We start from the raw sequence: 13,786 nt of genomic DNA on the forward strand, positions 1-13,786 counted from the left end.
TCACCTGCAAACATTTTCTTTAGTACACAACTTTAAAACTTAATAAGTAGAAGAAAGCAATACACATAGGTGCAAAATATATTTTCCAAATGCTTATCCAAGAGACTATTACACACTGTAAAAATCTCAAAAAGTATATTCACAAAAACAATTTTATAAACAACGCTTAATAGTATAAAAAAACATTTATTATTAAAACATTCTCCTACTCACTATTTTTTAGTATGCAGCTAACGTAATAACAAAAAGCTATTATGTTTATAAAAAACATAATAGCTTTTCTCTTTTCTATAGTAGTAACTAAAAGTCAATAAGCATATTATCTATTAGGAATTAGACTATTTCGAATGATTACATTGGACAAAACCCTTCCATGTACCATTATATAATACTTTATAGACATATTTATTAAGAGCCACTCTACTTCATTTCTCATAACTTTTTGAAACTATTCAAATTTAATTATCACCATGCATTAATTTGAATCGATTACACCATTAACAATATTTCCTTGTAAAAATTCCCTCCCCGTAATTGTAATTTTCGCATTATTTAACACGTTATTTTGAATTACTACTTGAGGTGCACTACTCGTTGTTCTATTATCTATCCCAACTTGCATCAAATTTGTGGAATTTATAATATTATTTTGAATTATCACTTGCTTACCAGTAAACGCTGCATCCAAAACAATAATAGCTCTCTGAAGAGTATCATTTGTAATTTTTATAGTATTTCCCCTTAACACTATTTCATCAGATACATTTTGAATATTCAAGACCGTACCATTTGGTTTTTCTATATGACAATCTATCATCTTGAATGCTTTGAGGTTATTCACTGTAAATAACGTGTTATTTCTATCTATACTAAAGAACTTGCAACCTTTTAATTCTAAAGTGCTTCCTGTACTTGCTATCCCCAAAAAGATTACATCCTTAAAAAAGCAATTTGTATACGTCCCTGCAACTAGGGTTGGGGGTTTAACATTATTAAATATAATATTTTCAAATATCCATCCTGATTTAACTGTTCCTACTGGTACATAATTTAAATACAAAACGTCTTGTCCTTCAAATATACAATTTGAGATAGTTTGCGGTTCATTTTTCAGCTCTAATGTCCACTGATACAATGATGACAAGGAATTAAGTTTATCTGTATCGTTTATAAAACGACAGGAATCAACTTTAACCGCATATGGAAAGGGAGTATCAATAATCATTTTACTATTAGAAAAAACATTATCCGATATATTAATAGATCGATTTACATATACACCTTGAACATTTACTTGCGCTCCGTATACATAATTATTGGAAAAAATAACATCTCCTAACAAAGAGACCTTGGTTAATCGGATATTATTCCCTGTTACGATTACCCTATCTGCACCACCATTAATAGACAACCCAACATAAGCATTTGTAATGGTATTCATAATAGAATTATTCGATATATAGATAAATTTCCCATTTACAACAATAATATTATAATTTTTATTATCATGAAAATTATTTCTTTCAATATATATATATTGATTTAAATCATATCCATCTTCAATATCTAGTCCACTTTGTGGATTGGTACCTGCGATGTGATGAATATCATTATCTCGAATATATACATTCTTTGCCCCACATACACTAATCCCTTGTCTACGGCAATCATGTAAATTACATTTTTCTATATAAGTATATTGCGAAAAAGAAGGTACCCGAACATTTATTAAACAATTTGCAGGAGCAGGAACATTCCCTTGATGCAAAACAACTTTAGCATAACTTGCTCCATTAGGGACTTCTACTTCATCAAAGAATTGTACATTGGTTTTTGAAGATAAAAATATATTGTTTGAAGTGTAAAAAATGACATCATAATAATCGCATTTTATTTCAGAACCCAATGCTCCAAATCCATTTCCATATAATCCAAAGTAACCATACTTTACAATAGCCACTTGGTTCATATCAATTTGCAAATTGGAACGTATCTTTGTTGTACTACTTACCAATGAACCATCTGTTGTATTAATTGCTCCCTGTTCAAATGAACTTGCTAATGCTGTAGGAAAAGGTGAAATCTGCCCAAAAGTACTGTTCAGTGTAATGGCATCTCCTGTACAATCTAAAATATCTAGATTATCTAAAGATACAAACCGTGTATTGTTCCCCCCATCAGCAGGTGGAGTAAAACTCCCCAATTCAATGCCGTACCCTGCCTCATGTGTTCCCCCACTAGAGTAATCATGTGTATATCTATCTCCTTGGATAATACCATTTGTTATCCTAGAATATACTTGATTTCTACGAAAACTTATAATTGCATATCCAGTCAAATTATTTGTTTCCATTTTTAATGTCGAACCGTTTAGATTCAAAGTTAAATGACTTGGTGGTTCGATGGGTGTTTGTTTATCAATCAAATATATTCCTCTAGGTAACACAACTTCCGTATAACCTTGTTGAGCCGCCCATACTAGAGCATTATTAATACCTTGGGAAGTATTGATAGCATCAGTCCCATCATTCTTAACATCCCATCTATCTAATTCTAATACATATATACTTGTAGAATTTGTAGCTTCAAATGATTTTGGAATCCATTTTAATTGCGTACTATCATAAGTTAAAATGTCATTATGAAAAGGAGGCTTGGACACCAAATCTAAATCATTCAAATTCCCAAGATTATCCCTTCTTCTCCACATCAATTCACACCTCTTTTTTGCTTTTCTACATCTTATGTTTCATAAGGTAAATTGATTGGATATAAGAGAAGTAATATCACTTTTTATTGTTTTTAGAGATCCATTATTTAGAAAGTCTTTTTACAATTCCTTTCTAAAAAGGTCTATTCTTACTAGCTGTTTTCATTTCAATACTCTTTTATTTATAACTATTTAAACTTACAATATTATTAAAAAGACACTATACTCTTTATACCTAACGCCCCTATTATTACCTACTATTATTTTCAGAACAACCTAAAATCTCTTCCGTAAATAAAGCATTTTTTACTGTGATATGGAAAAAATAAAATTATAATTTATGGATAATTATCATTCGGAAATTTCCGAGTTAATATTTTCGGCTTTATTTTTTTTATTAATATCCGGGTTAAATTAAGGAAATATCTATACTCTTCCGCCTCTTTAAATACCATCCAAAAGATCAGATTCGGAATAATCAGACACAAAATACTACGTATTGCCATGTCCATAAATATATTTATGTGAAAAATATAACCAATAAAATCCGTTGCTATAATAGAAAATAATACAAGCACTACAAACAAAATATATCTAATAAAATATACTTTTACAGATTTTTTGAAAATCATTTTAAATATAATATAAGGGTCATACCAAAAGTAAGTACATAATCTACTAATAACAGTCCCTAAAAGCACTCCTGCTATTCCTATTTGTTTCGCAAGAATTATAGAAACTACAATATTTATAATTGCCGCTATAATAGGTCTGTACTTCCCTTTTTTAAATAAACCTGTGGTTTCTCTAAACATTGTAGTTGTATTTTGCATTCCTGAAGTGAAAAAATTAAGTAATATGAAAAATAATACATACTTATTAAACACATATTCCTCACCTAACCAGATTGTTATAAAAGGATTTATCAAATTCCAAAGGCAAACTGTACAAAATCCATATATCCAAAAATTTAAAAAGTTAATTACACGAAAAATAAAATATTTTTTTTCTGCATTTTCTTTCACATTCAAATTTCCAACACTAGCATTGATAGAATAAAACAAATAGCCTAATAAGGTATTTAATGTATTTAAGATCAACAAATAATTTGAATAAACCCCAACCCAAATAACCCCAATAAATTTCGATATAACTATATTATCTGTTGCATTAATTACTACACCACTAATTTTATATAGCAACAAGGAATACAAATTCTCAAAAAACTCACGTCTGTCTGTCTTAGATAATTTCGCATTATTTTTTTCTTTTAAAAATGGATATAATTTATTTGCCTTATTTGCAATATATACATTCTCAATTACTTTTAATGTTAATTGAGCTACCAGTACTACAATGTAATCACTAATAATTATTAATAAAACAATTTGTAATGCATTAGATATAATCATGAACAAAGTGTGTATTTTAGAAATAATATAGTTACTTTGATCAGCAATAATAATAGATTGCTTATATACAAAATAATATGATGACACTGAACTTATTAAAAATAAAAGATAGATAATGTTAATGTCTTTAATCGTAGTATCTGCATTCACTAAATGATCAAGAAATGGCAATAGAGATAACCCTATTAATAAAACTACTACTCCTATTAATCTGTATGCTTTTTGATATAAATTCATTAATGCCTGTATTTTATAAATATCCTTCTCAGCTAATGGCCTATATAAACTATATATTATAGCTGTATCAAATCCTAAATTAGCTAGGGAAAACATCAATAGTATACTTGTAAAAAGCCCATCCACACCTAAATATTCTATACCGAGTGTAAAAATAAAAACAGTTCGAACAACAAATCCCATACCAATACTAATTATTTGTCCAGACAAACCGAATAAAATATTTTTTAAGGAGTTTTGTATTCTCATCGTAATACCTTCTATATTTTAATTGTTTTGCGTACCCACTCTACTAAATTTGGCACTAATCTTCCTCTTTAAAATCGGGAAAAACTTTGTTATCCTGTATTTTAATAACGCTTTTCTTCGTTGCGCCTTGAAATCATAATCTAGAAACCAATTTAGTAAATTTTTATCTGTAATACAATCACAATTTTGTTTCATTCGCACTTGGATTAAATTCCAATACATTTCAATGAATGTATTAGTAAAAAACTTCACCTCATTATTTAAAGAAGTTTTAACGTACTGATAAAGATTACTTGGAATATTAAAACCATATTCACGAGGGTCTCTCCCTTCAGCAATAATTCCCATAATTGTTCTTAAACATTTTTCACATTTACAACAATTTTCTTCATTTTTAAAACATACCCTGATATTAACAGGTTCTTTACTAGCTGAATAATGGTCCACAACAACTTTAATCTTTTCTTGTCTAGTAAGTTCGTATCCATCATGAAAGACTGTTCCAGATGCATATTTTATTTCATTATCCACAGTTGGATCAGATGCACAAGTAACTTGATATAATGGGGAATTAGAACTTGCAATATATATACATTTTATCTTAAGTTTAAAAGCTATTGGAATAGCTGCAGATATTATTGCTAGACCATGATGCAATCCATGCCACCATGTATCGTTTAACTTTTCTCTAAAATCATGGTCAATGTTCCCTGCAATTATAAAGGTCCCATAGTTAGATTGTATAAAAATATTTTCTAGTCCATTATCCTTTACAAAATTTACGGCATTTTCTTTATCTGCCTCCCATACTTTACTACCCTCTATTTCATTTTCATGCCATCCATATTCAGTAACTAGCAAGGGGTGTTTATCTTTTATTCTTATAAATGTAGTAAGTGCATCCAATCCACCACTAAATAAAGATGCCGCTTCAAGTTCCGGAATGTAAACATTATCAATAATTTCTCCTACAACCATGGATCCTTTAAATTTCACACCAGGAAACATGTTTTGATATGCATTTTTTATATTATTTAAACAAATATAAAAAGATTTATCTAATTCATTTATTACTATTGTTGAATTAGTAATCCATACAAGAGGAACTACATTCGCAACAAACGGAATAGCCAAAATACTTAAAGAGATGTCAGATACATCATAGTTATATTCAAGAAACATATGATTACTTGTCTTAAAATACTTTTGTAAATCCCCCTTAATACTAAAATAATAATCAACTCTATTATTTCTTACGACAATTTTATCGAGAATTATACTATTCATTTGAGCCTCCTAATAAATCGCCATTTTTATCACAATACATTTGTTAATTAGAGAACTGTTTTAACCATTGATTTACTACATCAAAATTCACTTGAACATCCGTGATAAACTCTGCATTTATCATTTTTTCGAGATTATTTAAATCTTCTCTATCAATCAGATTTAAATTATACGTTTCCCCCATCCCCTTAGCTCTTTCATCTATAGAGATAATTATTGCACGTTTTTTATGACGCATAGCAAATATACCGCCATGTAAACGTGTTCCAATATAATCAACGGCTGTATTTAGGATTTTTTCATATGCCTCTATAGTAGGAGATATAATTTTTATACCTTGTATACCCTCTAAAGATTTTAAATATTCAAAATCATCAGCGTCTTGTATCCAAAAGTAGACATTTTCATAACTTTTGTTAAGTATATCTATCAGTAATTGATCTTTTTCACGATCTTTAGAATGATGAGTTAATGTAAAAACAACCGATTCCGATTTTCCACTCGGAATTCCCCTACAAAAATCAGGCGTAAAAGACCACAAAGTTGCACAACCAGTATTTAGAGCTTTAAACCCCATTTCTTCTAAAAATTTTTTTGTTCTTTCATCTCTAACGCTATGTATATATTCATGCGATAAAACTTTTCTATATAACATTTTTGTATAGGGATTTATTTTATTCCCTTTGCCTGCACCCACTCCAACCAGAATACTCCCCTTTAAAGGACCATAATTAAATATATTTATATTCCACTGTGGAAAATGAGTAAACATATCCATTGCTAGCAAATTCGAACCACCTACAAACTTATATTTCGCATCACTATAAATCTTTACCCTATTTGATTTTCTCGCTACTTGGTACCAATGAAAAGGTGAAACATGAGTAGGTAATGTTAAAACATATGCATTTTTAGTTATATCAGAAAGATGATGCTTTACACACTTCATTATTATATCGTCACCCTTGTTAAGAGAACCTACTGATGTATCTAATACTAAAACATTATCCATAAAAATAATTCCCCCAAGTATCTTTTATAAATAGTAAAAGATTTTTTAGTTTTATAGCTTAATCTATTCTAATTCAATTAACCTATATATCTTTTCCACTTCTATTTCATTACCATAATTTTTTTGGCTTACATTATTAACAATTTCATTTCTGAATTCAACATCATCAATCATTTTTTTTATTCCTTCGACAATTCCCTTTATACCCATTGGACAAATATATCCATCTACGCCGTTCTCTAACTGACTTTTGGCAGTTGAAAAATTAGTTATTAATACTGGTTTCTTAAGAATTTGCGCTTCCCGAACTGTTACTGCCTTCCCTTCGTATCTAGAAGGTTGTACATAAATATCACATGCTTTTATGTACGGGTACGGATTAATCTTCTTACCTAGTAAAACAAATTTATCTTGAAGTCCTAGTTTATCTATCAACAATTTAAGTTCCGCTTCTTGCGGCCCATATCCAACTATGTACCACTCGATATCATACCCTTGATCTAATAACTGTCTAAGCGCATATATAGCGTCATCAATTCCTTTAGCATGCGAAAGTCTAGCAACAGTAATTAACTTGATTCGCGCGCTATTTATTGATATTTCCTGAGTAATATCTCCTTCATTGGATTGTTCACAAACAAATTCAGAATCTATTATATTTTCTATCACTTGCACCTCTTTATTAATATAAGGTAGACTATTCAGGAATGTATCTCTACAACTTTCAGAAACCGCCACGATATCATCCATTTCCCTCCACATTTTACATTCCATTTCTTTGTTAAGTTGTATGTTCGAATAATCAGTATGAATCCACCCAATTTTTCTTTTCGCTCGAACTTTATCCCCTATAAAATAATGCGGCCATAAAAAACTTATCGCAACATCGTACTCTTCTCTCAATTTTGGAAGAAATGGAAGAGATATTCTCCATCCATATTGAATGACAAAGTATCCAGGTTCTTTACTATTTACAAACCTTCCATGCATAACACCCATAACTTTTCCTATCATCCTAGTAATTCCAATTGAGAAATGCCCTTCTTGTAATATCTGTTTAATTGATTTTCTAAAAGTAGTATATTGTTGCAATTCTTCTAATAAATTCGGCTCTTTGGGTAGTAAAGAGAAAAATCCTCCTTCATGTTTAAATAACATTAAATCTATATCATACTTACTGTAATCAATTGTATTTAATAAACCAATCAAACTTCTTTCTACTCCACCAATTTCCATATCAAAAGATGTAATTAATATTCTTTTCTTTTTCATAATAGGATACCTCACAAAATCTATTATTGATTTCTCTTCTTCATTTTATATTAGTATTTTGCTGTTACGCTTACCAATTTTCCTTATACATCAGACATATAAAATGAAAACAAATTAGATTACCCTACTTCTTCCTTGCACACAATTCCATATAACGATAGCCACTCGTAAATGTTATCGTTAATATCAAAGCCTAATTTCGATATATTGTTAATTATGAATTCCCTGTCTGGTCTTTCTTTTAACAAGGCTTTATAAATTTCTTTACACCATATTTCAATTTCTTCATCTAAGTCAACAAATGACATTATCCCTAACCCCATATCAGTATTATTAGGTAGTGTATCTGCTACAACACATGGTACACCTGCAGATTGCGCTTCTAAAGTTACAATACCAAACCCCTCAAACAAAGAAGGAAAAATAAAAACATCAAAGCTCTTCATGAGTCGTGGAATATCCTTCCTAACGCCCAAAAATCTAATGTTTTCAAAAATCCCTAATTGCTTTGCTTTTAATTCAATAGAAATCCTTAACGGACCATCTCCTACTAGAATAGCAACAAAATTTGAATCTCTTTTTAAAATTTGCTTTAAAACTTTTAGGATAAAAACATGATTCTTTGACTCTGAAAAACTTCCTATATGTCCTATTAATTTTGCTGTATTCGGTATATTAAGTTCCCCTCTTACGCTGACACTACTTCCAGCATCTATATCAGTAAATTGATTAATATCTATACCGTTTTTAATCAGTTCTATCCTCTGACTTTGAAGCATCCTTTCACCAAATAAAAAACGTGCTGCTTCAACGCTACACGCACAATAATTAGTTCCAGCATATTTAATAATAGATTGCAAAACCTTTAGGATAACTCTTGCTTTTATTCCAGAGTCTTGTGGCCAATTATTACTATGGGAATGACAAATCCTCTTTTTTATACCAGCTATTTTTGCCGCTACAGCAACGAAACCACCTTGATAATCCGTATGTGCATGTACAACTTCATATTGATTATCCGACATAATTTTCACAAGTTCTTTAACATAGGCAAAAGGTCCTATTTGTCCTAAACTAGGTACCTTATATATTCTCCCACCTAAGGCCATTATTTCATCTTCGTAATCATTTTTCTCATTTCGATGGGATACAAAATCAAACTGAAGCTGCTCCCTATCTATTTTCCTATATATATTCATTAATAATGTTTCAGCTCCCCCGCGATTCAGAGCGCTGACAATGTGTAAAACCTTCTTTTTATTTATAGGTTCAGGCTTAGAATCTATCCCCATTCAACAATCCTCTCCTAGCATTTTGCACTTTATTATCAAAGTAGATTACTCTTATAGATAATTCCCAAAGTAATTACATGTTCATATACAAAATAAATAAAATAGCACACTAGAACTGCATAATACATCAACTTTTGATCTTTATCTGTAAATGACTTCACAACCCAAGAAATTAATATTAACTGATACAATCCAAAATATATGGAGAATCTAGCAAATATCCAATTCTGTGTTGAAATAATCATAAAAACAAGACCTAATATAGACATATTTACAATATAATCACTTTCAGGGAATAACGCCCTCATTTTATCTTTCCCAAGGTAAGCCAGTATAATTGGCACTATATTCACAGCAACCCTAAGTATATTGGCACCACCTTCATGAAATTCCTTATATTGACCATATTGAGTATTTCCAATAGCCGAAAATAAAATTTCCGAAAACTGATTAAAACCTATTACTACACATACCGCTAAAAAAAGGAGCAAATATGTCGTTCCTGACCAGGCTTTTTTTCTTACAAAAAAGTATATTGGCATTAAAACTAATGCACTTGCATGAAATGTTGATGCACATAATACAATTAATGTATATTTTTTCCATTTTCCTTCGAAAATATATTTTGTAGCAGCAAAAATAATTGCAGCGGCTAAATATTGCCTAATCCCATTCATTGATGTTAAATACATACCCGACGTAATATAAACATATAAACTCAATTCAATTAGTCTTGAATATTTATATAGTGTTGCTACAATGAGTACATTTGTTATCAATGCTGTAGTAAAAACCATTACTTGAGGATTATCCGTATATTTTTTCAAAACCATTTGAAAAATATTAAAGCCCATGTCTTTATTAGTTTGAACATATTCCCAATTAAACTCCGTTATTTTATATGCATGCATATAAAAATAAGTATCCCCAATATTATTTCGAAGCCCCGCCACCAACACAAGAGATAAAGCCGCCATTATAATCAACAGCCTATTGGGCTTTATCAATGTAAGACTATTAGTCACTGGTATAGCAAAATACCTTGCAAAAAATGCGAGCATGAATACTATAGCAAGATTCATCCAAAGTATGGTCATTATTCTGTCCTCTCATTTAATTACTAAATAAGTCTCTACATGTTTACTTTCATTTTTGTTTTCATTGTAATATAACTATAAAGGATAGCCCCAAATGGCAGTGCACAAAGTGTCAGTCCTTTACATGGCGATTCTTGTATAAACTTTCTATTTCTCGATATGAAACTACTAGATACATAATGTATAGCTTGCCTATACTTAAATAGTCGATTAGTAAATGGTAATTTCATAAGTTCCTTGCGATAAAAAGCAAAACCTTTTGGGTTTCTACGATATTGGTTTAGCATATTCATTGATGATCCATCAGCCATGTATTCCACATAACAAAGCGCTTCGTTCATTAGTAACATCTCATACTGTTGATCTAACATGTAATATTTGTATGCTAACCCTACATATTTTTCATTGTTAAAAATTGGGTATGGATATTTCTTAGTCAATTCTGTGCGATAGACCAATTTTTTATCACCTGTGACACCATGTTTATTGTAAAGATCAAAAAGCGTGGAGTGTTTAAGGTTCTCTGGTAACTTTGAGCCAATTATTTGTCCATTTGTATACAAATCCAATCCAATTATCCCGCTAACTTCTTCATTTCCATAGCTACTCCAAAAAGAAAGGATTTTTTCTACCGCTTCATCGGGCATATAATCATCAGAATCAATACAAACATTTAACTCCGTATCAATCATTTCATATGCTGTATTATGAGCACCATGCATCCCTTGATTTTGTTGCCAATGATACTTAATTTTGATATGTTTTTCAGCAATCCAGCTATCCACCAATTCTTTTGTGTTATCACTAGATCCATCATCTATTATTAACCATACAAAATCCTTACATGTTTGATGTTTTAAACTCTCATAACAATTTGCAAGACAATATGCTCTATTATAAGTAGGGGTGAAAATCGTTAAATTCTTCAAATTACTCACCTCGAAAGTACAGAATAATAGTCTTGAGTTAATTCAGCCGTATGTTTTATATCGTATCCTTTTGCGAATACTACTTGAGTTGGTGTTTTCCTCGAAAAATTACTAGTTTCTATATTTTTCATTTTTTCTATCCAAGCAAATTTATCTGTTAGAGAAACATGTTCAACTAAATTCATTCCCAAGTCCACCTCTTTCGTAATAGTATCAGATATAATACAAGGTAAACCAACTCCTTGCGCCTCTATGAGAGTGAGTGGCAATCCCTCATGTATGGATGGAAAAACAAATACATCAAATGCTTGAAGTATCCTTTCTATATCGTCTCGTATCCCGAGAAACCGTATATGCTTCTCCATATTCAATTCCCTTACTTTATTTTCAATTCCCACGCGAAGCGGCCCTTCGCCAGCTAATAAAAGAATTGAATCCGGCTTAAATCGAGTTAACTGCGCGAATAATTCTATAAGGTAAGCATGATTTTTTTGATGAGCAAATCTTCCAACATGACCTACAACAAGAGTATCTTTCTCAATTTGTAATTCTTCTCTTACTTGTTTTCGTATGTCTGGACAGAACAAAAATCTATCACAATCAATTCCATTTTTTAAGATTCTAGCTACATCGGCTTTATCCGCAAATAGCCATCTGGCAGCAGCATTTGAACATGCTAACAAATGTGTTGCACATATGGCTATTGATTTTCCCGCATACCATTTATAGATTTTTGCAGCAATACCACCCTCACTACTAGTATTATGACTATGCGCAATCCTAACTGGCACCCTTGCTTTTTTAGCTGAACGAAGTACAAATCCGCTCATCTTATCTATATGTGAATGAACGATTTTATATTGCGTATGGGTACTAAAGAAATTATCTAGCGCCTTTATATAGCCCCTATGACCAACATCTGTAACATATGGAATTCTATGAATTTCCCCGCCTAACTTTACTATTTCTTCATCAAACACTCCTTCTTTACAAGTTAAAAAATCAAATTGTACTTTTGAGCGGTCTATATTACGATACAAATTCATAATTAAAGTTTCGGCTCCGCCTCTATTCATATTTACGACTACATGTAGTACTCTCAATGGAGTGCCCAATTTAAATCCTCCATTTCATCCATATATGTTGTATAAATTTCTTTTTTCTCTTTTAACACTTCGTTAACTGAATATTTACTTGTAATAATAGTACGCCCACACCGTCCAAACTGAGCTTGTAATTTAATACTTTTAGAAATAGAATTTATTCTTTCAGACATCGTCTTTATATCATCACGATCTATAATCCAACCATTTTTATTATGAATAATTAACTCCCTATGTCCCCGATTGTCAGTGGCGATAACTGGAAGTCCACAAGCCATAGCTTCCATAATATTAACTGGTAAACCTTCCCGGTAACTCGATGCAACAGCTAGGTCACACATCTGCAGCAAAGGGGCTATATCATTTCTATAACCAAGAAAATGCACCATACTACTCACACCTAGTTGAGCCGCTATATTTTTGCACTCCTTCATTAAAGGCCCTTCACCAGCAAGTAGTAGCTTCGCATGCGGAATTTCATTTTTTAATTGTGCCAATGATTGAATTAAGAAGCTTTGGTTTTTGTTCTTATTAAATTCAGCTGCATAAAACATTAAAAAATCTTCAGAATTATAACCATTTTTATGTCTTAATTGCTCCTTTTCACTTTCATTAACAGGAATATATCGTTCTATATCTACTCCTACACCATGAACGAGTTTAATACTTCCCGCCTGAAATCGATGCTTTACTGCTAAACTGTAATCTTCTTGATTAATTGTTAGAAGACAATCCGTAGTAGTAGCTAAAATTCTTTCGATTGGATAGTATAAGAGCCAATTTATGAATGATGATCCTTTACAAAAATGAAATCCATGCGCTGTATATATAACCTTTGTGCCTTCTCTCCGCACTTTTCTAGCAGCTAGACGAGCAATTGCTCCTCCCATAGGCGTATGACAATGAATGATATTATATTTATTTTGATGAATAATTGATGTAAGTTTTTTATATGCATGAAAGTTTTGTACGCTAATCGGTGATCTTTGAAGAGGAATATTATATTTTTGAGTTACGTACGGAAGATGTATATTCCCATTCGCTGCAACATGCACTTCCCATCCTTGGTCTGCAAACCATTTCAAATACGGTAAATGAAAAGCTTTAAAATGATAATCCACAGTTGCACAAAACAGAATTTTTTTAGACACCATCCCACGCACCCGTCTTATAATAATTTTTTGCT

General features: G+C 31.0%; 10 protein-coding genes. All 10 read right to left on the reverse strand.

Features of this window, described 5'->3' with window-relative positions; all coding sequences use genetic code 11:
- Positions 1-475: 475 nt before the first annotated feature.
- Complete coding sequence (locus MHB70_RS16655; protein ID WP_061530544.1) at positions 476-2,710, reverse strand: right-handed parallel beta-helix repeat-containing protein; 2,235 nt, start codon at positions 2,708-2,710, stop codon at positions 476-478.
- 338 nt (positions 2,711-3,048) lie between these two features.
- Positions 3,049-4,608, reverse strand: a complete 1,560-nt coding sequence (locus tag MHB70_RS16660; protein WP_061530545.1) for a lipopolysaccharide biosynthesis protein — start codon at positions 4,606-4,608, stop codon at positions 3,049-3,051.
- An 18-nt stretch (positions 4,609-4,626) separates the two neighbouring features.
- On the reverse strand, positions 4,627-5,895 hold the full coding sequence (locus tag MHB70_RS16665) for a hypothetical protein (RefSeq protein ID WP_001084457.1): 1,269 nt from the start codon (positions 5,893-5,895) through the stop codon (positions 4,627-4,629).
- A 43-nt stretch (positions 5,896-5,938) separates the two neighbouring features.
- Entirely contained in the window at positions 5,939-6,907 is a 969-nt protein-coding gene (locus MHB70_RS16670) for a polysaccharide pyruvyl transferase family protein (protein WP_000370972.1), read from the reverse strand.
- A 63-nt stretch (positions 6,908-6,970) separates the two neighbouring features.
- Positions 6,971-8,179, reverse strand: coding sequence for a glycosyltransferase (locus tag MHB70_RS16675; RefSeq protein WP_000730211.1), 1,209 nt, complete (start codon positions 8,177-8,179; stop codon positions 6,971-6,973).
- Positions 8,180-8,298: 119 nt separating this feature from the next.
- Entirely contained in the window at positions 8,299-9,471 is a 1,173-nt protein-coding gene (locus MHB70_RS16680) for a glycosyltransferase family 1 protein (protein WP_000510526.1), read from the reverse strand.
- A gap of 35 nt (positions 9,472-9,506) precedes the next feature.
- Positions 9,507-10,568, reverse strand: coding sequence for an EpsG family protein (locus tag MHB70_RS16685; RefSeq protein WP_000154273.1), 1,062 nt, complete (start codon positions 10,566-10,568; stop codon positions 9,507-9,509).
- A 35-nt stretch (positions 10,569-10,603) separates the two neighbouring features.
- On the reverse strand, positions 10,604-11,497 hold the full coding sequence (locus tag MHB70_RS16690; RefSeq protein ID WP_000793795.1) for a glycosyltransferase family 2 protein: 894 nt from the start codon (positions 11,495-11,497) through the stop codon (positions 10,604-10,606).
- A gap of 5 nt (positions 11,498-11,502) precedes the next feature.
- Entirely contained in the window at positions 11,503-12,612 is a 1,110-nt protein-coding gene (locus tag MHB70_RS16695) for a glycosyltransferase family 1 protein (protein ID WP_000537132.1), read from the reverse strand.
- Entirely contained in the window at positions 12,597-13,754 is a 1,158-nt protein-coding gene (locus MHB70_RS16700; RefSeq protein ID WP_000253762.1) for a glycosyltransferase family 4 protein, read from the reverse strand. Before MHB70_RS16700 ends, MHB70_RS16695 begins: the two co-directional genes overlap by 16 nt.
- Positions 13,755-13,786: the final 32 nt, after the last annotated feature.

It is taken from the genome of Bacillus sp. FSL M7-1020, assembly GCF_038050415.1.
GTDB classification, from domain to species: Bacteria; Bacillota; Bacilli; order Bacillales; family Bacillaceae_G; genus Bacillus_A; species Bacillus_A toyonensis.

Coding starts and splice junctions, on each gene's coding strand:
- MHB70_RS16670 (WP_000370972.1), bottom strand. CDS start 6,907: ATGGATAATGTTTTAGTATTAGATACATCAGTAGGTTCTCTTAACAAG.
- MHB70_RS16700 (WP_000253762.1), bottom strand. CDS start 13,754: ATGGTGTCTAAAAAAATTCTGTTTTGTGCAACTGTGGATTATCATTTT.
- MHB70_RS16685 (WP_000154273.1), bottom strand. CDS start 10,568: ATGACCATACTTTGGATGAATCTTGCTATAGTATTCATGCTCGCATTT.
- MHB70_RS16680 (WP_000510526.1), bottom strand. CDS start 9,471: ATGGGGATAGATTCTAAGCCTGAACCTATAAATAAAAAGAAGGTTTTA.
- MHB70_RS16660 (WP_061530545.1), bottom strand. CDS start 4,608: ATGAGAATACAAAACTCCTTAAAAAATATTTTATTCGGTTTGTCTGGA.
- MHB70_RS16655 (WP_061530544.1), bottom strand. CDS start 2,710: ATGTGGAGAAGAAGGGATAATCTTGGGAATTTGAATGATTTAGATTTG.
- MHB70_RS16665 (WP_001084457.1), bottom strand. CDS start 5,895: ATGAATAGTATAATTCTCGATAAAATTGTCGTAAGAAATAATAGAGTT.
- MHB70_RS16675 (WP_000730211.1), bottom strand. CDS start 8,179: ATGAAAAAGAAAAGAATATTAATTACATCTTTTGATATGGAAATTGGT.